This is a genomic window from Cryobacterium sp. Y50, assembly GCF_002929805.1.
GTDB lineage: Bacteria > Actinomycetota > Actinomycetes > Actinomycetales > Microbacteriaceae > Cryobacterium.
On record NZ_PJJM01000057.1, the window covers coordinates 1 to 22,391 of the forward strand.

The following is a 22,391-nucleotide window of genomic DNA, read 5'->3' on the forward strand; positions in this document are numbered from 1 at the left end:
GGGTTTTCCATAAACATGGGCGCCATTGCCTCCTTCACCACAATTCTACCCCGAATCGAACACAAAAACGAGAGAAACTCAATTCACGACGCAGGTGAATTTAGATCTTTTTTACCGTGAGCTAACGAGAAAACATTCCGAATAAGGAACACTCAGGCATATTTTGATATGCTCGCAACGCCCATACAATCGAACATGCATCTGAATTTAGTTCTTTTACTAACGCAAGGGTAACCATGTTCCCTTGGATGTTTGGATGTTTGGATGTTCGGATGTTCGGATGTTCGGATGAGAATATTTAGACCTCACGTCGCGTGCGGTGATCGGGAAGACAAGCGACAGCATCCGTTTCTGGAACTGATTGCGAATTTCGCGAAAAAACCGCAGGTAAACGTTTATCGATAAACGTTGAGCCAGCCAGTAACGCGATGGTGTGGATCGAGATGGGCTTCGAAATAGTTCCGCGGACTCGCTGATGGCCAACCTCACCTGATGGAATCGGGCCAAGGCCATCCGTTATTTCACGCTGCGGGCGATCTGTAATGCGCTCGAGTGCCGTGCAGCCGCCAGCGTGACCGCGCCCGATGTGGGTAGCCGCGACGGTACCCGTCGTTGCTGCTACCCAAAGCGGGCACACGCATCCGTTCGCGTGCGTGGACAGGAACGAAACGCGAGGCTAGAGGGCGCGTTGTAGCAGCGTGATGAACATGGCATCGGTGCCGTGGCGGTGCGGCCACAGCTGAACGCTTCCGGTATCGGCAGGCAAATCGAGGTTCGCGCCGCTGAACGACTGCACGATGGCAGCCGTGTCGAGCGCCCTCACGGTTCCGCCAGCCTTGCGCATCGCCAGGGCGACGATCGCGCGGGTCTCGGCGGTGTGCGGCGAGCACGTGACGTAGGCGAGGATGCCACCTGGCTTGAGCGCGAGCAGGGCTGCGTCAATGAGTCCGGACTGCAGGCCGGCAAGGTCGGCAACGTCCTTGGGCTGCTTACGCCAGCGCGCCTCCGGCCGGCGGCGCAGGGCACCGAGGCCCGTGCACGGCGCGTCGAGCAGAATGCGGTCGAAGGTGTTCGGGTGCGTCTGACCGATCGTGGTGCCGTCCACTTCCCATACCGGAATCGTTTCCGGCAGAGCCGCGAGGGCGGTGCGCACGAGGGCTGCCCGGGCCGGTACGAGCTCGTTCGCTACGAGCACGGCTCCCCCGGCGCGTGCTTCGGCGGCGAGCAGGGCAGCCTTGCCGCCGGGGCCGGCGCAGAGGTCGAGCCACCGCTCCCCTGCAATGATCGGCCGCGCCCGGCTGAGCGCTAGGGCGGCGATCTGTGACCCCTCGTCCTGCACGCGAACGCGGCCTTCCGTCGAGGTCACCAGATGGTACGGGTCACCGGCGTCGAGCACGAAACCGACCGGGGAGAATTCATCAGCGAGTCCCAAACGCTCCCGATCAGCATCGGTCGCCAGGCCCGGCAGAGCAACCATGTTGACCTTGGCGGCCATATTGTCGGCGGCGAGCAGGTCGGCGAGCTCATTTTCGTGGCCCCCAGCCTGCAGCGCCTTTCGAAAAGCGCGCACGATCCAGGCTGGGTGGGAGAATTCGGCGGCGAGCCGATCGTCGGCGTTGACCGAGCTCTGCAACACCAGGTCGCGCCATTCCTCCACGCTCGATCGGGAGATCGTGCGCAGCACCCCGTTAGTGAATCCGGTCGCGGAACGCGAGCCGACCTGCTTGGCGAGCGACACCGATTCGTTGACCGCCGCGTGGGTGGCGACCCGGGTGGCGAGAAGCTGGTGCGCGCCGAGACGCAGCACGTCGAGAATTGCGGGGTCGATCGCGGTGACGGGACGGTTCGCAGCGAGGGCGATCACTCGGTCATAAAACCCCTGCATGCGCAAGGTGCCGTAGGTGAGCTCGGTCGCGAGGGCGGCATCCGCTGTATTGAGGGCGGCGCGCTGAATGCGGGTCGGCAGTAACAGGTTCGCGTAGGCGTCGGACTCGCGTACGGCAGCAATCACCTCGTACGCGATGCGACGGGCCGGCTGCACGAAATCGGCTTGGGGCTGGCGGACGTGCGAGGCGCCGCGAGACGGCGCGGAATCGGAGGGGGCTGCGCCGCCAGAACGTGCGTCCCCAGAACGGCCGCCGCCGCCGGCGGACCGGTCAGAACGGGTCGCACCCGACAGGTTCCCCCGCGAGCGATCGTCGCTCATGATGCGATCACCGATTCTGCTGCCACTCCGCGCCACCAGTCGTTCGCTGTCATTGCTGTCTTTCCAGCCGGTTGCACGCGCAGCAAAACCAGCGGTTCGGTCTGCGTGCCCACGAGCACTGTCTTTTCGCACTGCACAATAGTTCCGACAGGAAGGTTCGGCTCGTCGACGCTCGGAGTGACCTCGAGAAGTTTGAGAACGGCCCCGTTCACCGTGGTGAAGGCGCCAGGTTCGGGGGTCACGCCGCGAATACGGTTATAAACGGATGCCGCTGGCTGGCCGAAATCGATACGCGCGTCCTCCCTGCCCAGTTTCGAAGCAAGGGTGACCTCGCCGGTCTGCGGCACAGCCTGGCCGGTACCGGCGGCGAGGTCGGCCACGACCCGCAGAAGCAAGTCGGCCCCACTGTGGCTGAGTCGCTCGAGAAGCATTCCCGATGTGGAATGTGCTCCGAGCGGCTGGGAAAAGCTGCCGAACACGCCACCGGCATCGAGCTCAGGGACCAGCTGGAACACCGCGGCACCGATTAGCTCGTCACCGGCGATCACCGCGCGCTGAACCGGAGAAGCCCCGCGCCACCGCGGTAAGAGGGAAAAATGCAGGTTGATCCAGCCGAGGCGCGGTACCGAGAGCAGGGGTTCGCGCACAATTCCGCCGTAGGCGACGATAACTCCAAGGTCCGGCTTCAGTGCACGGATAGTGTCGGTCGCGTCGGCGTCGAGCCGGTTAGTCTTGAGAACCGGGTTACCTCGCTCGGCGGCAGCCAGCGCGACCGACGATGGCGTGAGGGTGCGCTTGCGGCCGAGCGGGGCATCCGCTCGGGTGATCACGGTTACAATCTCGTGATCGGTACTGGCCAGGGCCGCGAGGCTGGGTACGGCGACCTCGGGCGTGCCGGCAAAGACGATTTTCATTTAGAGCAGCTCCGGGTCATCGAATCGAACTTTAAGTGTAGGTGCCGGTTGGAACGAACCGGACTTCGGTTTGCGGCGCTTGGCGGCATTGCGCATGACCGCCGCCTTGAGCGCATGAGCCACTTCGTCCCCGCGGGCATAGCCGAATCGCACAACCGCACGAACCAGTGGCGCCTCGGTGTCGACCGGGCCGAGCACGTCGAGGCCGGCCACCGTGCCGAGGTCGGCGAGGGCGACGTCGACATCGGCAGCGGTTCCGGTGACGGAGGCGACTCGCACGGCCGGCGGAAACCGTAGCTGGCGGCGGTCGGCGAGCTCACTCGCAGCGAAAATGTTTGGGCGCCAGGCGTTGAGCGCGCGGGCGAGCGCCCCGCCGACTCCGGCGAGAATTACGGGAGCGCCGGGGGCGGCCAGTGCGGCAGCATTGGCCCACCAGCGCAGGCAGTCCTCGCCAACGCGCAAGGATTCCCGGGCGAGCATGCGTTCGCCGTCAAGAATGAGAATTGCGCGGTAGCCTCCGGTCGGAACCGGTTCGGCACCCCGGGTCGCGATGACCAGGGCCGGCTCGGCACCGAGGGTCTGAATGGTGTGGTCACCGTCGGCGACGATCACTCGCGCCCCCGGAAAGGCTCGGCCGAGCTCTTCGGCGGTACGTCCGGTTCCGAGCGTCACCACACGCAGCTTGGTGCCCTCACACTGCGCGCAGGTCCAGCCGGCGGCGAGGGCGCCGCACCAGCGACAGGAGGGCACGGCCGAGGCCGACTTCAGGCCAAGCGGCCCCTGGCAATGCGTGCACCGGGCGGCCTTCTTGCAGCTTTGGCAAGCGAGCATGGGCGCATAGCCGGGGCTCGCGACCTGCACCAGCACGGGCCCGTGGCCTAGTGCCTCGCGGGCGGCCTGCCACGCCGCCGAGGGGATGCGGGCCGCCCGAGCTTGCTGGTCGGGCTCAGATTGATAATCGGTCGGGATGATGCGCGGGTGTCGATCGGCGGCTGGGCTCACGTCGGCGAGGTAGCCCAGTTCGACCAGGCGTTGGGTTTCAACGCTGCGGGAATGACCAAGAAATACCAGCGCGCTGTCACTGTCTGCCTGACGCACCAGTGCCGCGTCGCGGGTGTTCACGTACGGACTGAGCGGCTCCGTGTAGAGCGGGTCGCCGTCGTCCCAGAGCGCGATGAGGCCCAGGTCCTGCGCGGGGGCGTAGACGGCCGAGCGGTTGCCGAGGATGATGCGTGGCACAGGTTCCAGACACGCCAGGAAGGCGCGGTAGCGGTCGGGGTTCAGCTGCCGGGCGTCCACCCGACTGAGCGGCAGGGTCGGGGCGAGCTGGGCCAGCGCCGCTTGTACCTGATCCTGGTCGCGAAAATCGGGCACACAGAGGATGGCCGTCTGCCCGGTACCGAGGGTAGCGACGGCGAGTTCGGCCAGAGTCTGCGCCCAGCGGCCGATTGTCGTGCCGTCTTCGAGCTGTACGAGCTCGGGGATCGCTGCGACGGCGACCCGTTGGTGTTCGATGATGGCGCTGTCGAGACGACCGGTCGGGTAGCCGACGAAGGCGGGCGCGGCCAGGGCGATCGATGCGGTTGACGGCGCAGGCGTGGCCGTCTGCGCATCCGAGGACGAATCGGTCAGTGCAGCCCGTGCCGCCAGCCAGGCCTTTTCGACGCGCACCTGGCGCGGCGGCACGGCGAGACGGATGATGTCACTCGCGTTCCCCGCCGCCCGATCCGCCAGTCGGCGCGCCAGCTTCCAGACAGCTGGCGTGAGTACAACCGCCGTAGAAACGACCGAGTCGAGCGGGCTGAGTGCGCCGCAGTAGGCGGCATCCGTTGTCGAAGCGGACTCAGACCGCGGATCGAACAGCTCGATCACATAGGCGTCAACGACCCGCCCGCCGGAGCGAAACGGCACCTTGACCCGCACCCCCACGGCCACCTGCCCGACCAGTTCGGCGGGTACTCCGTAGTCGAACAGGTGGTCCAGTTGCGGCAGCGGGGAATCGATCAGCACCCGTGCGACGAGGCCGGTGTGCGTCATGATTGGGCCGTAGTTCAGAGGCCGGCGGTGCTGCGCAGGTCGTCGACCTTGTCGAGGCGTTCCCAGGTGAAGTCGGGCAGCTCGCGGCCGAAGTGGCCGTACGTCGCCGTCTGCGCATAAATGGGGCGCAGCAGGTCAAGCGAGTGGATAATGGCGGCTGGCCGCAGGTCGAAGACCGCGCGAATAGCCGCGGTGATCTCCTTGTCGGGGAGCACGCCGGTGCCGAAGGTTTCGACGTACAGGCCCACCGGTGACGCCTTGCCGATCGCGTAGGCAATCTGCACTTCGAGGCGCTCGGCGAGGCCGGCGGCGACGGCGTTCTTGGCGACCCAGCGCATGGCGTAGGCAGCCGAACGGTCGACCTTGGAGGGGTCTTTGCCGCTGAAGGCGCCGCCGCCGTGCCGGCTGGACCCGCCGTAGGTGTCGATGATGATCTTGCGCCCGGTGAGGCCGGCGTCGCCCTGCGGTCCGCCGATCTCGAAGCGNTCCGCCGATCTCGAAGCGCCCAGTGGGGTTGATCAGGGTGGCCAGCGATGAGGAGTCGAGGTCGATCCGGTCGAGTACCGGGCGGATCACGAGCTCTTCAACCTCGACGCGCAGCTGTTCGGTCGTCACGGAGGGGGCGTGCTGGGTGGAGACCACAACGGTTTCGACGGTGCGCGGAACGATGCCGTCATAGCCGATGGTCACCTGGGTCTTGCCGTCGGGGCGCAGGTAATCGAGCTCCCCGCTCTTGCGCACGAACGCGAGCCGTTCGGCCAGACGGTGGGCGATCCAGATCGGGATAGGCATGAGTTCGGGCGTTTCCCGGGTGGCATAGCCGAACATGATGCCCTGGTCACCGGCACCCTGCCGGTCGAAGTCGTCAAGGCTGGACTGCTCGCGTGTTTCGAAAGCGTTGTCCACGCCCTGGGCGATGTCGGGTGACTGGCCACCGATGGAGATCTCGACGCCGCAAGAGCGGCCGTCGAACCAGACTTCGGAAGAGTCGTAGCCGATGTCAGTGATACATTTACGCACGATCGACGGGATCTCGACGTAGGCCTCCGTGGTGACCTCGCCGGCCACGTGCACGAGCCCCGTGGTGACGAGGGTCTCAACCGCGACGCGGCTGTGCGGGTCGTCGGTGAGGAGCGCATCGAGGATGCTGTCGGAGATCTGGTCGCAGATTTTGTCAGGGTGACCCTCGGTAACTGATTCCGAGGTGAAGAGGCGAAGATCGCTCATCTGGCTCGTCTCTGTTTATTTAAAAACATAGTTTTGAATGAAAACGTCCAAGTTGAATGTGCTGCAGACCGGTCGAAGCGGAGGCTAACCGGCCAGGTCTAGTATGCAATTGGCCACCGACATTTTGCTTCCGGAGGCCTCATTCACTATAACTCCGCCGCGATCGAGCACCGTCACTGCGTTACGTTCCGTGCCGAATCCTACGGTTTCCCCATCGACATAACCGACCCGGTTAACCACCAGAAAGTCGCAGCCCTTTCGGGCCATTTTCTCTCGGCCGAGCGCGAGCAGCCGGTCGGCATCCGCTTCGGTTTCGGCGGCGAAGCCGATGATCAGCTGGCCCGGTCTGCGGGAAGCAGACAGTCCGGCCAGAATGTCCGGATTTTTGACCAGTTCGAGCGTGAGGGTGTCGCCGACCTCGTCTTTCTTGATCTTGCCAAGCTGCACGCTCTTCGGCCGGTAGTCGGCGACGGCGGCGGCCATGATGATCACGTCGGCCGCCGCAGCGGCCGTCGTCATGGCCTCCAGCATCTCCTGAGCGCTGCCGACCAGCACGCACGACACGTTGGTCGGAACCGGCACCTCGAGGTTAGCTGCGACCAGAGTGACCCGAGCCCCACGAGCGAGCGCGGCCTGCGCGAGCGCGACGCCCTGCATACCACTGGACCGGTTGCCGAGGTAGCGCACCGGGTCGAGCGGTTCCCGGGTGCCGCCGGCGCTGATCAGCACGTGTCGTCCAGCCAGATCCTGCCGAGCGGATGCCGCCGCCTTCCCCGCAGACGGCGCCCGATCAAGAATAGCCAGGGCCACCGCAACGATGATCTCCGGTTCCTCCATCCGCCCGGCCCCGGTATCGGTTCCGGTCAGACGGCCGACACCGGGGCCCACGATCGTGATGCCGCGGGAGCGCAGCACCGCCACATTCGCCACCGTCGCCGGATTGTTCCACATTTCGGTGTGCATGGCCGGGGCGATCACGAGCGGCGCTGTGCTGGCCAGGATGGTGTTGCCGAGCAGATCGTCGGCGAGGCCGGCGGCGAGTTTGGCGATGCTGTTGGCCGTGGCCGGAGCGACCACAATGAGGTCGGCACACTGGCCGATGGCCACATGGCGTACCTCAGCGACCCCCTCATACAGGTCGGTATGCACTGGATTGCGGGAAATCGCCTCGAGCGTCGGCTTACCGACAAACCGCAGGGCGGCCGCGGTGGCGACGACGTGCACAGAGTCGCCGTGCAACACAAAAGCGCGCACGATATTGACGGCCTTGTACGCTGCGATGCCGCCGGTGATACCGACGACGATCGTGCGAGGTGTCTTCATCCTGCGCGCTTTAGAGTTTGTCGCTCTTGGGCCGGGACTAGGCCTCGACGATCGGGCGGGAAACGAGCTTGTCGTCGTTGATCTCGCGCAGGGCCACCGAAAGCGGCTTGTCTTCGACGGTCGAGTCGACGAGCGGTCCGACGTTGTCGAACAGGCTGCCTTCGTGCAGGTCGGCGTAGTAGTCGTTGATCTGACGCGCACGCTTAGACGCAAAAATCACTAGAGCATACTTCGAGTCGACCTTGGAGAGCAGGTCGTCGATGGGCGGGTCAATGATGCCAGTGGGCTTGTTCGCCATTGGTGTCACACTCCTAATAGAGCACGGCCTGCGGCCTGTGCGAGCTTGCGGATACGTGTCGTAATACACGTATGAATTCAGCAGAAACGGGCGCTACGACAGGCTCGTTGCAGCGCGGATCTCCACCAAGTCTACGACCTCGCGAGCGGCCTCGGCGACATCGTGGTTAATAACGCGATAATCGAACTCCCCCTGGGCGGCCAATTCGAGCTTCGCGGTCTCCAGCCGACGCGCCTGCTCGGCCGAATCTTCGGTGCCACGGCCGATCAGCCGACGCACCAGTTCGTCCCAGCTCGGCGGCAGCAGGAACACCAGACGAGCTTCGGGCATGGCGCGGCGCACGGCGCGAGCGCCCTGCAGGTCAATTTCGAGCAGCACGCTGTTGCCCGCGGCGATAGCCGCGTCGACCGGGCCGCGCGGGGTGCCATAGCGGTAGGCGTTGTGCACCTTGGCCCACTCCAGCAGTTCGCCGGCCTCCACCATGCGGTCGAACTCCTCATCGGAGACAAAGTAGTAGCTGAGGCCCTCGGTCTCCCCCGGGCGTGCTGCCCGGGTCGTCGCCGAGACGGAGAGCAGCACGTCGGGGTAGTTCTCGCGAATGTACCCGGCGACGGTTCCCTTGCCGACCGCGGTGGGTCCGGCGAGAACGATGAGTTTGGAGTCGGCGGTATTCTTGCGCACGGTCGATCGCTCGGAGAGAAAATCCCGAAGGCGATCGCGCTGGTGCCGACCGAGGCCACCGAGGCGCTTGGACGGTGAGATTTCGAGGCGGTGGATGATGCGCTGCATCTTGGTCACGCCGATCGCCGGGATACTCACGAGCAACTCGGTCACTCTTAGGCGGCCCTCGACCCCGATCGGGTCGGCGATGGCCGTGCCGAGAACTTCGAGCGCGGTACGTTGACCGGAGGCGACCTCGGACTTGACCTTGGCGCGGGCGCGACGAGCCGCGACGGCGACGCGCGACGCCGCCACCCGATCAACCTGGGGCGGGGTGGGACGGTTTTCAGCCACGGACGGCACCTACTTCGGCTACTCGGCGCTCAATGGCTTCTTCGATCCGGTGGGTTCCGGCCGAGAGCACACTACGCGATTCACTCACGATAACCCCTCCGGCGTATCCACCATATATCGAGGTCAGATCCATAATATGCCCACCCTGGTGTCCGAAGCCGGGCGCGAGCACGGGTGTGCGAAATTCGGTCGGTGCCGCCTCTAGATCAATGCCGAATGACGACAAATCGAGGGTGGCGCCCAGCACGACACCGATCGACCCCAGACCGGTCGTCAGGCGAGCGGATGCTGCCCGCGCGTTGCGCTCCGCAACGTCGTCCAGAATAGCGCGGGCGACGCTCGAACCGGCATAGCGCCCGTCACCGACGATAGCCCGCTGAATGTCGCCGGCTTCCGGATTGGAGGTCGCGGCGAGCAGGAAGACTCCCTTGCCGTACGCTGCCGCGAGGGTGAGTGGCGAGTCGAGCGAACCGACGCCCATGTACGCGGCGAGGGTGAGGGCATCCACTTCGAGCGGAGATCCGGGCGAGAGCCAGGCTTGCGCGTACGCCTCGACGCTCGTACCGAGGTCGCCGCGCTTGGCGTCGCCGATCACGAGCAGGCCGGCCTGCCGGGCATCAGACAAAACTCGCTCGAGGGCGACGAAACCGGCCGAGCCGAATCGCTCGTAAAAGGCGACCTGCGGTTTGACGATGCCGACCCGGCCGGCTGCGGCGGCAACGACCGTGCGACCGAAGGACTCAGTTCCGGCAGCCGTGTCGGGCAGGTTCCAGTCGTCGAGCAGCCAGGAGTGCGGGTCGATGCCGACGCACAGCTGGCCGCTGTCGGCGAAAACCCGCTCGAGGCGTTCGCCGAAGGACGGCGCCGACAGAGCAGGGCCGCCGCTCACAGTAGCGCCGTGCGGGCCGTGGCGTACTCCTGAAGTGAGGTCACCTCGAACCCGTCGCGAATCGAATCGATCGAGGCGACCGCGGCGCTGAGCTCGGCGATCGTGGTGAACAGGGGAAGGTCGCCGGCCACGGCGGCGGCACGAATCTCGTAACCGTCGGCCCGGGCAGTGCTGCCACCGGGGGTGTTGATGACGATCTGAATCTCTTCGCGGCGGATGAGTTCGACGATCGAGACGTCGTCCTCCCCCGTCTTCTCGCTGAACTTGGTCACCACGCGCGCGCGAATCCCGTTTCGCTGCAAGACCTCGGCGGTGCCGATGGTCGCGGCGATATCGTAGCCGAGCTGCTGCAAACGCAGCATCGGCAGGATGATCGCGCGCTTGTCCCGGTCGGAGACTGACACGAAGACGGTGCCGGAGAGGGGAATTCCGCCGTAAGCGGCGAGCTGGCTCTTAGCGAAGGCCCGCGGAAAGTCGCGGTCGATGCCCATGACCTCGCCGGTGGAACGCATCTCCGGGCCGAGGATCGAGTCGACGACGAGGCCCTCCGGGGTACGGAACCGGTTGAACGGCAGCACCGCTTCCTTCACGGCGACCGGCGATTCGATCGGTACCCGCGAGCCGTCGATGAGCGGCAGCTTGCCCTCGGCCTTGAGCTCGGCGATGGTCGAACCGACCATGATGAGCGCTGCGGCCTTGGCCAGCGTGATGCCGAGGGCCTTGGCCACGAATGGCACGGTGCGGGAGGCGCGCGGGTTGGCTTCGAGTACGTAGAGCACGCCGGCGCCAATGGCGAACTGCACGTTGAGCAGGCCCTTCACGCCGATACCGCGGGCGATGCCGAGGGTGGCTTCGCGCACCCGGTCGATTTCGGCGCGACCAAGGGTGACCGGCGGCAGGGTGCAGCTCGAGTCGCCGGAGTGGATACCGGCCTCTTCGATGTGCTCCATGACGCCGCCGATGTACAGCTCGTGGCCGTCGTAGATGGCGTCGACGTCGATTTCAATGGCGTCGTCAAGAAAGCGGTCGACCAGGAGCGGATGTCCGGCGCCGATGATTCCCTGCCCAGCCATGCGAGTGAAGTAGTCAGCGAGCGATGGGGAGTCGTAGACGATCTCCATGCCACGGCCGCCGAGCACGTAACTCGGACGCACGAGCACCGGGTAGCCGATTTCTTCGGCCACAACGACGGCGCCGCCGAAGTCGATCGCGGTACCGTTGCGCGGCGCGAGCAGGCCGGCATCGTCGAGAATCTTCGAGAACAATCCGCGTTCCTCGGCGAGGTCGATTGCGTCGGGGGTGGTACCGAGAATGGGAATACCGGCCGCTTCGAGGCCGCGAGCCAGGCCCAGGGCTGTCTGGCCACCCAGCTGCACGACCACACCGACGAGTTCGCCGCTCTGGCTTTCGGCGTGGATGACCTCGAGCACGTCTTCGAGCGTAAGCGGTTCGAAGTAGAGCCGGTCGCTCGTGTCGTAGTCGGTGGAGACCGTCTCCGGGTTGCAGTTGATCATGATGGTCTCGTAGCCGGCCTCAGACAGCGCGAAGGAGGCATGCACGCAGGAGTAGTCGAATTCGACGCCCTGGCCGATGCGGTTGGGTCCGGAGCCGAGGATGACGACCTTGCGGCGGTCGCTCGCGACAACCTCGGTCTCGTCGTCGTAGCTGGAATAGTGGTACGGCGTGAGGGCTGGGAACTCCCCCGCGCAGGTGTCGACGGTCTTGAAGACCGGACGTACGCCGAGAATGTGACGCACGGTGCGAACATCCGCTTCACCGAAGCCGCGCAACTCGCCGATCTGGGCGTCGGAGAAGCCGTGGTCTTTGGCCAGGATCATCACGTCGCGGTCGAGACGGTCGGCGGCCCTGACCTGCTCGGCGATCTCGTTGATCAGCACGATCTGGTCGATGAACCACGGGTCGATCTTGGTCACGGTGAAGACCTGGTCGATCGTCGCGCCGCGGCGCAGGGCCTGCTGCACGGTGACGATGCGGCCATCGGTAGGAATCTCGGCGACGGCGAGCAGCTCGTCGACCGTGCGGGTTTCCTCGCCCCAGTGAAAGCTCGATCCGCGCTTCTCTAGCGAGCGAAGGGCCTTTTGCAAAGCGGATGCGAAGCTGCGGCCGATGGCCATCGCCTCACCGACCGACTTCATGGTCGTGGTCAGTCGCTGGTCGGCAGCTGGGAACTTTTCGAACGCGAAGCGCGGCACCTTGACTACAACGTAGTCAAGGGTCGGTTCAAAGCTCGCCGGAGTGACCCCGGTGATGTCGTTGGGAATCTCGTCGAGACGGTAACCGATGGCGAGCTTGGCGGCGATCTTGGCGATCGGAAAGCCGGTTGCCTTGCTGGCCAGGGCGGAGGAGCGCGAGACGCGCGGGTTCATCTCGATCACAATGACCCGGCCGTCGGCCGGGTTGATGGCGAACTGAATGTTGCAGCCGCCGGTGTCGACGCCGACTGCGCGGATGATGTCGATCGAGATGTCGCGCAGGTGCTGGAACTCGCGGTCGGTCAGGGTCAGCGCTGGCGCGACGGTGATCGAGTCGCCGGTGTGCACACCGACCGGGTCGACATTTTCGATGGAGCAGACGACGACGGTGTTGTCGGCCGTGTCGCGCATCATTTCGAGCTCGTACTCTTTCCAGCCGAGGATGGACTCTTCGAGCAGAACCTCGGTGGTCGGGCTGTGGTGCAGGCCGTCGGTGACGATGCGGCGCAGTTCCACCTCGGTGTAGGCGAAGCCCGAGCCGAGGCCACCCATGGTGAAGGAGGGGCGAACGACCAGCGGGTAACCGAGGTCAGCGGCGTAGCCGACAGCCTCATCGACGGTCTTGGCGATGAAGGAGCGGGCCACGTCGGCGCCGGCGTCGAGTACGAGCTGCTTGAAGATCATTCGGTCTTCGCCCTTGTTGATGGCGTCGAAGCTCGCCCCGATCAGCTCAACGTCGTACTTTTCGAGGATTCCACGCTCGTGCAGCTGGATCGCCGCGTTGAGCGCGGTCTGCCCGCCCAGGGTGGGCAGAATCGCATCCGGTCGTTCCTTGGCGATGATCGTCTCAAGAATTTCGGCCGTGATCGGTTCAATGTAGGTCGCGTCGGCAAAATCGGGGTCGGTCATGATGGTGGCCGGGTTGGAGTTGACGAGGATGACGCGCACGCCCTCCTCGCGCAGCACCCGGCAGGCCTGGGTGCCGGAGTAGTCGAACTCGCAGGCCTGGCCGATGACGATCGGGCCGCTGCCGATGACAAGAACACTGTTGATATCGTCGCGCTTGGGCATTATTTGGTTTCTCCTGCAACGGCTGACTGCGCAGCCAGAACAACGTCTCTGAATCGATCGAAAAGGTGGTTGGCGTCGTGTGGGCCGGCGGCTGACTCCGGGTGGTATTGCACCGAGAAAGCGTTGATATCGAGGCAGCGGATGCCCTCGACCACCTGGTCGTTGAGGCTGTAGTGGCTCACCTCGACCCGACCGAATCCGGTGCGAGAATCATGCACGCCCTCAATCGGCATGTCAACGGCGAAGCCGTGGTTTTGCGAAGTGATCTCGACCCGCCCGGTGGTTTTGTCGAGAACCGGCTGGTTGATGCCACGGTGCCCGAACGGCAGCTTGTAGGTGCGAAACCCGAGGGCGCGGCCGAGCAGCTGGTTGCCGAAGCAGATGCCGAAGTAGGGAATACCCGCGCGGAGCACTTCCTGCAGCAGATCCACGTGGGCATCGGAAGCGGCCGGGTCACCCGGTCCGTTCGAGAAGAACAGGGCGGAGGGCTTTAACGACAGAACGTGTTCGGCGGTGACCGACTGCGGCAGGACGAGCACCTCGAAGCCCCGTTCGGCGAGATAGGTGAGGGTACTGGTCTTCACGCCGAGGTCGAGCACTGCGACGGAGCCGATGCGTTCGCCCTGCGCGGGAATGGAGAAGGGTTCAACGGTCGAGACTTCGAGCGACAGGTTGCGACCGCGCATAGCCGCGCCACCGAGCACGAGTTCGAGTTGTTCGCTGTCGGACAGGCCGAACAGATCGCCGGAGAAGATTCCGCTCTTCATGGCGCCCGCCGAGCGGATGTGGCGGGTGATCGCGCGGGTGTCGATGCCGCTGATGCCGACGACGCCATTTGCGTCGAGGTCATCGTCGAGGGTGCGGGTGGCGCGAAAATTCGAGGCGATCCGAGCGGGTTCGCGCACGATGAAGCCAGCCACCCAGATCTGCCGAGATTCCATGTCTTCGTCGTTCATGCCGGTGTTGCCCACGTGCGGGGCGGTCATCAGCACGATCTGGCCGGCGTAGGACGGGTCGGTCAGCGTTTCCTGGTAGCCGGTCATGCCTGTGGAGAAGACGATCTCGCCGAGCGTCTGTCCCTCGCTGCCGTAGCTGCGGCCGACGAATCGGCGGCCGTCCTCGAGCACAAGCACGGCGGGGCCGGGCCTGTCGGTCACCGAGAAAATGGAGGTCAGTGCAACGGATGCTTCGGCCTGGTCTGGTGCGGTTGAATCGGGCACGTCAGGCCTCATTTTCGTCTTGATGGGCCGTGGCCGTAATGGATCGGATCGAGTCGATGAGACGGACTCGATCGTTCGGGTCGATGATGCGGAAGAAACTATCAACGTCGCGACGGTCTGCGCTGGGCGTGTTCAGGCGCCAACTCAGGCGAACCAGTCCGTCGCTTTCGACGACGCGATCGATGGCGAGCTGCGCTGCACCGACCTGGTCGATGGCGGCGCCGGGCACGTATAGGGGCGCGTTGCCGTCAAGGTCGAGGGTGATGCCCTGCCCTGTCACGGTAAGCGCGGCTCGGGCCCGAAAACCCAAGCCGGGAATGGCCAGTCGCTCCAGCGGGGCGTCCCGCGGGGTCGTGGCCACGTAATAGGCCTCGGCCGTCGCCAACACTTCGGCGGCAGCGCCGCCCTCCGGCAAGGGGTAACCGGCCGTAAGCGTACGGTCACGTTGGCTGCGCTTTCGCCAGCTGCGCCACATCAGTACGAGTACGCCCAGCAGGAAGAGCGCTGTGATGATGGCGGGAATGGACCTATCCATGGGTGAGGACTCCGCGCGTGTAGCCGGCTATTTCGAGGCTGCTGCGCACTTCGCCGTCGAGCACCGTGGCGTAGCCGCGGTGGAAGGTTGCCCGCACCTCGCCGGGCAGCGTCATCGACAGGTACGGCGAGTTCACACTCGTGCCCGACAAATCGGCGCGGCCGAAGACGCAGGTCGCAGCGGGGTCGTACAGGGTCAGTTCGGCCGGTGAGCCGACCACGATCGGATTGCCCTGGCCGGTAACCCGGCCAATGCGGGCCGGGGTACGCGAAAGCACGCGTTCGATGTCGGGCCAGTCAAGCATTCCGTTTGCGACGACCGCGGCATGCACGACCGACAGGGCCGATTCCAGCCCGACCATGCCGTTGGCAGCGGCATCCCACTCGCAGTCCTTGCTTTCGACCGGGTGCGGAGCGTGGTCGGTCGCGACGATGTCGATCGTGCCGTCAGCAAGTCCGGCCCGCAGCGCTTCGACGTCTTCGCGGCTGCGCAGCGGCGGGTTTACCTTGAATCGGGCGTCATAGCCGCGCAGAAGATCTTCGGTGAGCAGCAGGTGGTGCGGGGTGACCTCGGAGGTCACCTGGATCCCGCGGGCCTTGGCCCAGCGAATGACGTCGACCGAGCCGGCAGTGGAGACGTGGCAGACGTGCAGGCGGGAGCCGACATGTTCGGCCAGCAGCACGTCGCGGGCGATGATCGATTCTTCGGCGACGGCCGGCCAGCCGACGAGTCCGAGTTCACCCGAGAGGGCGCCCTCGTTCATCTGGGCTTTTTCGGTCAGACGCGGTTCCTGGGAGTGCTGGGCGATGACCCCGTCGAATGCCTTGACGTATTCGAGCGCGCGCCGCATGAGCAGCGGATCAGAGACGCAGAATCCGTCATCGGAGAACACCCGCACCCGAGCCCGGCTCGACGCCATGGCGCCCAGCTCGGCGAGTTGTTTGCCAGCCAGCCCCAAGGTGACCGCGCCGATGGGCTGCACGTCGACGTACCCGGCGCTTTCGCCGAGCGCGAGCACCTGCTCGACCACTCCGGCGGTGTCCTGGGCCGGAAGCGTGTTGGCCATGGCGAACACGCTGGTGAAGCCACCGCGCGCTGCAGCTCGGCTGCCGCTCAGCACGGTTTCGCTGTGCTCGTACCCGGGTTCACGCAGGTGGGCGTGCAGGTCGACGAGTCCGGGCAACGCCACGAGGCCGTCAGCGTCGATCACGCTCGCGCCGCTCTGCGACAGGCCGGTTCCCAGCTCAGCGATGCGCGCACCATCCAAACGGATGTCCGTGCCCGTGCCGTTCGAAAGTGTCGCGCCACGAATCAACCAGCGTTGGGCATTTCCGTCAATCGACATTCTTCGATTCCTTCCGGTCACCGGATAAGAGCAAATAGAGCGCGGCCATTCGCACCGAGACTCCGTTGCTCACTTGTTCGAGCACGGTCGAGTTGGCGGAATCGGCCGCCGCCGATGAGATCTCCAGACCACGATTCATCGGGCCTGGGTGCATAACAATGCTAGCCGGACCGAGCCGACCGAATCGCGCGTCATCCAGACCCCAGACCCGGGAGTACTCGCGGGTACTGGGGAAGAACGCCGCGCTCATCCGTTCGGTTTGAATGCGCAGCATCATGACCACATCCGGGCCGGCATCGATGGCGTCATCCAGGTCAAAGCTGAACCGAGCGGGCCAGAGCGAGGTGTCACTCGGCAGCAGCGTCGGCGGAGCGACGAACGTGACCTCGGCTCCGAGGGTGGTGAGCAGCCACAGATTGGAGCGGGCGACGCGCGAGTGCAGCACGTCGCCGACGATCGTGACCGTGACACCGTCGAGACCCCGGCCGCGGGAAGCCGACCCGTGGAGGCGGCGGCGGACGGTGAAGGCGTCGAGCAGCGCCTGGGTGGGGTGCTCGTGGGTGCCATCGCCGGCATTGATGATGCCAGCGTCGATCCAGCCGCTGGCGGCGAGCACCGCTGGGGCACCCGAGGCCGGGTGGCGAATGACGACGCCATCGGCGCCGATCGCGGCGAGGGTCTGCGCGGTGTCCTTGAGGCTTTCGCCCTTCGACACGCTCGAACCTTTGGCGCTGAAGTTGATCACATCGGCACTGAGCCGTTTCGCGGCGGCCTCGAAGGAGATGCGCGTGCGGGTGGAGTCCTCGAAGAACAGGTTGACCACGGTCTTGCCGCGCAGGGTTGGGAGTTTTTTCACCTCGCGCTGGGCGACATCCGCCATGTCCTCGGCAATGTCGAGCAAGTTGATGGCCTCATCGCGGGCGAGGTCCTTGGTCGAGAGCAGATGCCTCATTGCTCACTCCGCCCGTCGATCGAGACGAATTCGTCGCCGTCGACCTCGTCGATGTGCACGTTGATGCGCTCGTCGGCGGCCGTTGGCAGGTTGCGGCCGACGAAATCAGCGCGAATCGGCAGTTCGCGATGCCCGCGGTCGACCAGTACGGCTAGCCGCACGATGTTCGGGCGGCCGTGGTCGCCGAGCGCATCTAGAGCACTGCGGATGGTGCGCCCCGAGTAGAGCACGTCGTCAACGAGGACCACCGTGGCGCCGTTGATGCTGCCGGGAACCTGGGTGCGCGAGGGGGTGCGCGTGCGGCCGTGCGCGAGGTCATCGCGGTACAGCGTCACGTCCAGGGAACCGACCCGCACGCCGCTCGCGGCCGGTTCGAGCCGCTGGATGATCTCGGCAATCCGCTGGGCCAGAATGACGCCGCGGGTCGGTATGCCGAGGATAACAAGGTTATCCGGGCCTCGATTGGACTCCAGGATCTCGTGAGAGATTCGAGTCAACGCGCGGGTGATGTCAGCTTGAGTGAGCACAATGTGCGCCAAATGCCGACCTCCTTCCCCGTCTCACAGGACGGATCATTAAAGGATGTCTAAGTTGTATCTACTCTACTCGATCGCCTCGCGTCTAGGTACTGGCCCCGACCGCGTCGGGGCGATTCCTGAGTGCCGAATCGGGAAACCCGGACGAACTGCGTGCCAGGGTCATGATCGCGTGTGCCACAGCGTCTCCCAATTCGCTGATCGCCTTGGTGTTGAGGTTCGTGACCGTGTCACATGCCTGGTGGTAGCAGGTGTCATAGGCAACGCCGGCCGTTCCACCGTAGATCGCGGCCTCCTCGGGGGGTCTTCAGCCCGTCAGTGCCGCTGAACAGCCCGCCGGCCGGAAATCCCACGGCAATGCACGGACCGTAATCCGATCTGCCGTCGAAGGCCGTCGGCGCGGTGGCGAGCACCGAATCGAGGTGCGTCCCAACCACGATCACCTTATCCTTGTTGCCCTTTTGGGTATCAGCGATAATGTTCGCGGTCGTGCGTGTCTCGGCGATCACTTCGGTGCTCACCACTACGGTTGTCGGCCCTGCCTGGGCAGAGGCATAGAGCGCGGCGCTGTCGGCGTAGCCGAGGCCCACAACGGGCACGGATACCGTGGCACCGAGCGTTCCCTCAACCAGTTCGGTGCGGCCCGGATTGCCCTCGTTGAAGATGATCACAGCGTCATAGCCGGCCGCGATCACATTGTGTGCCTTTTCGCCAAACGTGCACGTTCCACGCTGGATCAGCGCGACCTGTGGCGTGGTGGCCGAGGCTGGCACGAAGTCGGTCGTGGCACATCCGGCGGCCGAGCTGGGGGCCGACGTGGCTGGAATCAACGTGTTCGTCGCTGCAACGACGCCGCCTAGGACACCACCACTTCCCGAATAGGTGAAGGTGCTCGTGTCGTAGTCCTGGGGCGTGGGCGACACCTGGCTCAGACTGGACGGGGTTACCTCCTGATAGAACTCGAACTCGAAGGGTTGTTCCGTCACCTTGTAGCCAGCCAGCTTCAGGCGCGCTTTCACGTAAGCAGCGGATGCCGTGTAGCCGGGCGTACCGGCCGCCCGCGTTCCGCCGAAGTTGTTGGCAATCTTTTGCAGGACGCGTTCATGTTGCAGGATGCCGCTCACGGTCACCGCCTCGCGCAGTTTCATCGTGTTGACCTCGTCGATTGCCGCGGTCGCAGAAAGCGGAACCGCAAGGCTCCCCACTACAACGGCCGCGATGAGCAATGTTCTTCTTCGCGCAATGCCTCCCAATTCGGGTGGGAGATGGGCCACCCGGCTGGGTGACCCCGTATTCCCGCTGAAACCATGCCCCAGGATATCGATCTCCGGTGGCACCGTTACCGAATCGTGACCTTAGCGCTGGTGTCAGAACGCGCTGGCGACGAAGTCGGAGAACTCCGATTGGTCGGTGAGGCTGCCCCGATATTGCGCACCATCAACGAGCACGGTCGGGGTGCCGGACACGGCCTCGATCTCGGCTCCTTCAATCGGGCCGGCCAGCGCGGCCTCGGTGTTCTGCCGCGACCAGGCCTGGTATTCCCCGTTCTGAACACAGTCGGCGATGCTGACAGCACCCGGAACAAGATCGATTAGCTCGGCGTCACTCAGGCCCGTGGTGTCCTCAAGCGGCTGGTTGGCAAACAGCGCCGACAGAAAATCGAGGGCCTGCTCGGGGTTGAGCGTGGCCTGACAGGTCAGTGCCGCCGAAGCGCGACTCGAGTAGTTCGTGCCCTGTGATTTGCTGTCCAGAAAGGTCAAGGAGTGCAGGCGCAGGGTGATGAAGTCTCGCTCCACTCCGTCGAGAAGCAGCGCCCCGTTGGTTTGCTCGAACTGGGCGCAGAACGGGCACATCGGGTCGATGTACTCGTCAATAATGACCGCGCCGGTACCGAATTCGAGATAGCCGCCATCGAAGTCAGCTGCGCCCAGCTGGCCGGACGGCAGCGAAGTTGACGACGAGCTGGACGAGCCCGCGTTGGATCCGACGGTCACCAGGAATGCTGCGAGAGCGGAGGCGAAAATGACCGCGAGTGCCACCAGGATGACGAACACCGCGGTGCTGACATACCCGATGACGAGGCCAGCGAGGGCGAAACCGCGGCCGCCCTCACCGCGAGCTCTAATCTGCCCGAGGGCGAGGTGACCCGTGATGATGCCGACAAGTCCGATCACCAATGACGAGACAAGCGACACGATCGCCAGGGTATTCGTCTTCGGCGCCATCGCAAAGGGTACTATCGGCTCGGCCTGCAGTGCGTACGGGTTCGGCTGGGCGCCTTGTCCGGTGCCGGTCATCTTCGTGTCCTTCGTTGACGGTGCGCGCTGGAAGCGGCGATTCGGCGAGCGGTCCGGCTAGGCCGACGGAGCGGTCTGGGCGATCTTGCCAAGCAATCCGTTGACAAACCCGGCTGAGTCATCCGTTGAGAGAATCTTGGCCGCTTCAACGGCTTCATCGATGGCGACGGCGTGCGGAACAGCGTCGTTATACAGAATCTCCCAGATTCCGATGCGCAGAATCGCGCGATCGATGTTGGGCATGCGCGCGAGGGACCAGCCCTGCGAGTACGTTTCGATCAGTTCGTCGATCTCTTCGCGGTGGTCGACGACCCCGTCGACGAGCTCACGGGCGTAGAGCCAGGAAGCCATACGTGCCGGCTCGCTCGCGGCACGCTCAGCCTCGACGCCAAGCGACTCCGGAATGCTGATCTGACGCACATCGGCGGCATACAGAATGTCGATGGCGCGCTTACGCGCCTTGGTACGAGCGCTCATTCGTTGACGCGACCCAGGTAGTCGCCGGTACGGGTGTCAACCTTGACCTTGGTACCCTGCTCGAGAAAGAGTGGAACCTGAATCTGGTAGCCGGTCTCCACTGTGGCCGGCTTGGTGCCACCGGTTGAGCGGTCGCCCTGCAGGCCAGGCTCGGTGTAGGTGATTTCGAGGGTGACGGATGCCGGCAGCTCGACGTAGAGCGGGTTGCCGTTATGCAATGCTACGGTCACGGCCTGGTTTTCGAGCATGAAATTGCTTGCATCGCCGACGACGGCCGCGGAGACGGTGATCTGGTCGTAGTCGGCCACGTCCATAAAGACGTAAGCGTCGCCGTCGTTGTAGAGGTACTGAAAGTCGCGGCGATCGACGTTTTCGGTCTCGATCTTGGCGCCGGCGTTGAACGTTCGGTCAACGGTTTTGCCCGAGACGACGTTCTTCATTTTGGTGCGAACGAAGGCGCCGCCCTTGCCCGGCTTGACGTGCTGAAACTCGACGACGGCCCAAAGCTGGCCGTCCATGTTGAGTACGACGCCGTTTCTGATATCAGCGGTAGAAGCCATGGGAGGGGTGTTCCGTTCAATTGATAAGGTGCGCGGGTGCAAATGGCACCCTTTCGATTCTATGTGTTGAAGCCTCAGGCTCCAAAGGCAATGCCGAGCAATTATCGATTATGGCCGGGTGACGAAGTCGAGCGCCAGTCGATACGAGTCGAATCCGAGGCCCGCGATCACGCCGGTCGCGATGGAGCTCACGACACTGGTGTGGCGAAACGTCTCGCGGGCGTGCGGGTTCGAGATGTGAACCTCGATCAGCGGCAGACCAGCCTTGGTCACGAGAGCCGCGGCATCCCGCAGGGCGTAGCTGTAGTGGGTAAACGCGGCGGGATTTAAGATCACCGGCATCCGCTCATCGACGGCTTCATACAGCCAGTGAATGAGTTCGGCTTCGTCGTCGGTCTGGCGCAGGTCAATCACGACGCCCTGACGAGCAGATGCGGTCAGCAGCGCACGCAGGTCGTCCAGGTTTGCCGAACCATAGACATCGGGTTCACGACTGCCCAGGCGCCCGAGGTTTGGACCGTTCAGAACCAGCACTGTACTCATCGCCTCAGCCTAGGGTGTGAGAACTGCGACTCCGTCGTCGTGCGCGACAAACAGGCCGGTGATGCGCATGAGCTTGCCGAACGATTGGGTCAATTCGGTGGCCCAGGCCTGGTCCGGAGCGGTCAGGGCGGCGGAGCCCGGCCGCTCGAGAGTGAGAATGATACTGCCGCCAGGGGCCTCCTGGGCGAGCATGTCGTTGATACGCACGGCGAAGGGCTGGATTGACCCGGGCTCGGGCCGCACCGGAATGCCGTCAATCGGGATCAGCACGGACAACTGCTGGCCGTCCGGATCGAGCAGCATGAGCCAGAGCTGTGGACGCATGGCGTGCCCAACCAAGTCGAAGACGCGCGTGCGGGCCTCCTGCAGTGTGGTCACGGGCGGGGCGTCTTCGAGTTTCGTTGTGATCGTCATGCGCCCAGAATGAACGGACCCAGGGCAGGCTGCTGAGTTATCCACAGGTAGTTTCTGTACTCACCCCGCTGTGGAAATCTTTCGGCGGTGCAGAAAGATTCGAGCGTCTCCGGTGGCGTCGGATACCCACCAGGAGACGATTCCCGACCTGATCGGAGTGATCGCATGACAACTTTTATATCCGCACACCGGTGCACTGTTTACACCGGTATTTCTCTCAGGCCGTTTGCACACTCCCGCTTAGCCTCAATACCGTTCAGTTAAGCATCCTCGTGTTACGTTGCGGTTATGGCGCGTACAGGGTGGGTGAAGCCGGTCTC

General features: G+C 64.5%; 19 protein-coding genes and 1 pseudogene. All 20 read right to left on the reverse strand.

The window, feature by feature from the left end:
* Positions 1-676 precede the first annotated feature (676 nt).
* The 20 genes and pseudogenes from CXY73_RS01895 to CXY73_RS01990 all read right to left on the reverse strand — a co-directional run bounded on the left by CXY73_RS01895 (position 677) and on the right by CXY73_RS01990 (position 22,071).
* Entirely contained in the window at positions 677-2,206 is a 1,530-nt protein-coding gene (locus CXY73_RS01895) for an RsmB/NOP family class I SAM-dependent RNA methyltransferase (RefSeq protein WP_104176645.1), read from the reverse strand.
* Positions 2,203-3,120: a methionyl-tRNA formyltransferase gene (fmt, locus tag CXY73_RS01900; RefSeq protein WP_104134129.1), complete on the reverse strand. Its 918-nt coding sequence runs from the start codon at positions 3,118-3,120 to the stop codon at positions 2,203-2,205. Before fmt ends, CXY73_RS01895 begins: the two co-directional genes overlap by 4 nt.
* Positions 3,121-5,157, reverse strand: coding sequence for a hypothetical protein (locus CXY73_RS01905; protein WP_104176646.1), 2,037 nt, complete (start codon positions 5,155-5,157; stop codon positions 3,121-3,123).
* Between the two features lie 14 nt (positions 5,158-5,171).
* Positions 5,172-6,384 (reverse strand): annotated as a pseudogene (metK, locus tag CXY73_RS01910) (methionine adenosyltransferase).
* A gap of 84 nt (positions 6,385-6,468) precedes the next feature.
* Positions 6,469-7,707 (reverse strand): bifunctional phosphopantothenoylcysteine decarboxylase/phosphopantothenate--cysteine ligase CoaBC, encoded by a 1,239-nt coding sequence (coaBC, locus tag CXY73_RS01915; RefSeq protein ID WP_104134126.1) that lies wholly within the window; start codon positions 7,705-7,707, stop codon positions 6,469-6,471.
* A gap of 37 nt (positions 7,708-7,744) precedes the next feature.
* On the reverse strand, positions 7,745-8,005 hold the full coding sequence (gene rpoZ / locus CXY73_RS01920) for a DNA-directed RNA polymerase subunit omega (protein WP_092107764.1): 261 nt from the start codon (positions 8,003-8,005) through the stop codon (positions 7,745-7,747).
* A 93-nt stretch (positions 8,006-8,098) separates the two neighbouring features.
* Positions 8,099-9,019 carry a guanylate kinase gene (gene gmk, locus CXY73_RS01925; RefSeq protein ID WP_104176652.1) on the reverse strand — a complete coding sequence of 307 codons (921 nt, stop codon included), beginning with the start codon at positions 9,017-9,019 and terminating at the stop codon, positions 8,099-8,101.
* A complete protein-coding gene (pyrF, locus tag CXY73_RS01930) occupies positions 9,012-9,908 on the reverse strand; it encodes an orotidine-5'-phosphate decarboxylase (protein ID WP_233198083.1) in 897 nt (298 codons plus the stop codon). Before pyrF ends, gmk begins: the two co-directional genes overlap by 8 nt.
* The gene (gene carB, locus CXY73_RS01935; RefSeq protein ID WP_104176647.1) at positions 9,905-13,192 is read right to left on the reverse strand and encodes a carbamoyl-phosphate synthase large subunit; all 3,288 of its coding nucleotides are present in this window, start codon (positions 13,190-13,192) and stop codon (positions 9,905-9,907) included. The genes pyrF and carB overlap by 4 nt, the downstream gene beginning before the upstream one ends.
* Positions 13,192-14,349 (reverse strand): glutamine-hydrolyzing carbamoyl-phosphate synthase small subunit, encoded by a 1,158-nt coding sequence (carA, locus tag CXY73_RS01940; protein ID WP_233198084.1) that lies wholly within the window; start codon positions 14,347-14,349, stop codon positions 13,192-13,194. The genes carB and carA overlap by 1 nt, the downstream gene beginning before the upstream one ends.
* A 64-nt stretch (positions 14,350-14,413) precedes the next feature.
* Positions 14,414-14,947 (reverse strand): hypothetical protein, encoded by a 534-nt coding sequence (locus CXY73_RS01945; RefSeq protein WP_104176648.1) that lies wholly within the window; start codon positions 14,945-14,947, stop codon positions 14,414-14,416.
* Positions 14,940-16,292, reverse strand: a complete 1,353-nt coding sequence (locus CXY73_RS01950) for a dihydroorotase (protein ID WP_104176649.1) — start codon at positions 16,290-16,292, stop codon at positions 14,940-14,942. Before CXY73_RS01950 ends, CXY73_RS01945 begins: the two co-directional genes overlap by 8 nt.
* Positions 16,282-17,244 (reverse strand): aspartate carbamoyltransferase catalytic subunit, encoded by a 963-nt coding sequence (locus CXY73_RS01955; RefSeq protein WP_104134122.1) that lies wholly within the window; start codon positions 17,242-17,244, stop codon positions 16,282-16,284. Before CXY73_RS01955 ends, CXY73_RS01950 begins: the two co-directional genes overlap by 11 nt.
* Positions 17,241-17,774, reverse strand: coding sequence for a bifunctional pyr operon transcriptional regulator/uracil phosphoribosyltransferase PyrR (gene pyrR / locus CXY73_RS01960; protein ID WP_233198085.1), 534 nt, complete (start codon positions 17,772-17,774; stop codon positions 17,241-17,243). Before pyrR ends, CXY73_RS01955 begins: the two co-directional genes overlap by 4 nt.
* Positions 17,775-18,034: 260 nt before the next feature.
* Positions 18,035-19,006, reverse strand: a complete 972-nt coding sequence (locus CXY73_RS01965) for a PA domain-containing protein (RefSeq protein ID WP_199184178.1) — start codon at positions 19,004-19,006, stop codon at positions 18,035-18,037.
* 141 nt (positions 19,007-19,147) lie between these two features.
* Positions 19,148-20,077, reverse strand: a complete 930-nt coding sequence (locus tag CXY73_RS01970; RefSeq protein ID WP_104176650.1) for a DUF4190 domain-containing protein — start codon at positions 20,075-20,077, stop codon at positions 19,148-19,150.
* Between the two features lie 57 nt (positions 20,078-20,134).
* Positions 20,135-20,554 carry a transcription antitermination factor NusB gene (gene nusB, locus CXY73_RS01975; RefSeq protein ID WP_104134119.1) on the reverse strand — a complete coding sequence of 140 codons (420 nt, stop codon included), beginning with the start codon at positions 20,552-20,554 and terminating at the stop codon, positions 20,135-20,137.
* Positions 20,551-21,114, reverse strand: coding sequence for an elongation factor P (efp, locus tag CXY73_RS01980; RefSeq protein WP_092107753.1), 564 nt, complete (start codon positions 21,112-21,114; stop codon positions 20,551-20,553). The genes nusB and efp overlap by 4 nt, the downstream gene beginning before the upstream one ends.
* A gap of 108 nt (positions 21,115-21,222) precedes the next feature.
* Positions 21,223-21,657, reverse strand: a complete 435-nt coding sequence (locus tag CXY73_RS01985; RefSeq protein WP_104134118.1) for a type II 3-dehydroquinate dehydratase — start codon at positions 21,655-21,657, stop codon at positions 21,223-21,225.
* Between the two features lie 9 nt (positions 21,658-21,666).
* Positions 21,667-22,071 (reverse strand): hypothetical protein, encoded by a 405-nt coding sequence (locus CXY73_RS01990; RefSeq protein WP_104176651.1) that lies wholly within the window; start codon positions 22,069-22,071, stop codon positions 21,667-21,669.
* Positions 22,072-22,391: the final 320 nt, after the last annotated feature.

What these genes read in the sequence shown, in the direction of transcription:
- CXY73_RS01990 (WP_104176651.1), bottom strand. Translation starts at nt 22,071, where the DNA reads ATGACGATCACAACGAAACTCGAAGACGCCCCGCCCGTGACCACACTG.
- CXY73_RS01985 (WP_104134118.1), bottom strand. Translation starts at nt 21,657, where the DNA reads ATGAGTACAGTGCTGGTTCTGAACGGTCCAAACCTCGGGCGCCTGGGC.
- rpoZ (WP_092107764.1), bottom strand. Translation starts at nt 8,005, where the DNA reads ATGGCGAACAAGCCCACTGGCATCATTGACCCGCCCATCGACGACCTG.
- efp (WP_092107753.1), bottom strand. Translation starts at nt 21,114, where the DNA reads ATGGCTTCTACCGCTGATATCAGAAACGGCGTCGTACTCAACATGGAC.
- carB (WP_104176647.1), bottom strand. Translation starts at nt 13,192, where the DNA reads ATGCCCAAGCGCGACGATATCAACAGTGTTCTTGTCATCGGCAGCGGC.
- CXY73_RS01955 (WP_104134122.1), bottom strand. Translation starts at nt 17,244, where the DNA reads ATGAGGCATCTGCTCTCGACCAAGGACCTCGCCCGCGATGAGGCCATC.
- CXY73_RS01905 (WP_104176646.1), bottom strand. Translation starts at nt 5,157, where the DNA reads ATGACGCACACCGGCCTCGTCGCACGGGTGCTGATCGATTCCCCGCTG.
- fmt (WP_104134129.1), bottom strand. Translation starts at nt 3,120, where the DNA reads ATGAAAATCGTCTTTGCCGGCACGCCCGAGGTCGCCGTACCCAGCCTC.
- nusB (WP_104134119.1), bottom strand. Translation starts at nt 20,554, where the DNA reads ATGAGCGCTCGTACCAAGGCGCGTAAGCGCGCCATCGACATTCTGTAT.
- CXY73_RS01945 (WP_104176648.1), bottom strand. Translation starts at nt 14,947, where the DNA reads ATGGATAGGTCCATTCCCGCCATCATCACAGCGCTCTTCCTGCTGGGC.
- CXY73_RS01950 (WP_104176649.1), bottom strand. Translation starts at nt 16,292, where the DNA reads ATGTCGATTGACGGAAATGCCCAACGCTGGTTGATTCGTGGCGCGACA.
- CXY73_RS01895 (WP_104176645.1), bottom strand. Translation starts at nt 2,206, where the DNA reads ATGAGCGACGATCGCTCGCGGGGGAACCTGTCGGGTGCGACCCGTTCT.
- coaBC (WP_104134126.1), bottom strand. Translation starts at nt 7,707, where the DNA reads ATGAAGACACCTCGCACGATCGTCGTCGGTATCACCGGCGGCATCGCA.
- CXY73_RS01970 (WP_104176650.1), bottom strand. Translation starts at nt 20,077, where the DNA reads ATGACCGGCACCGGACAAGGCGCCCAGCCGAACCCGTACGCACTGCAG.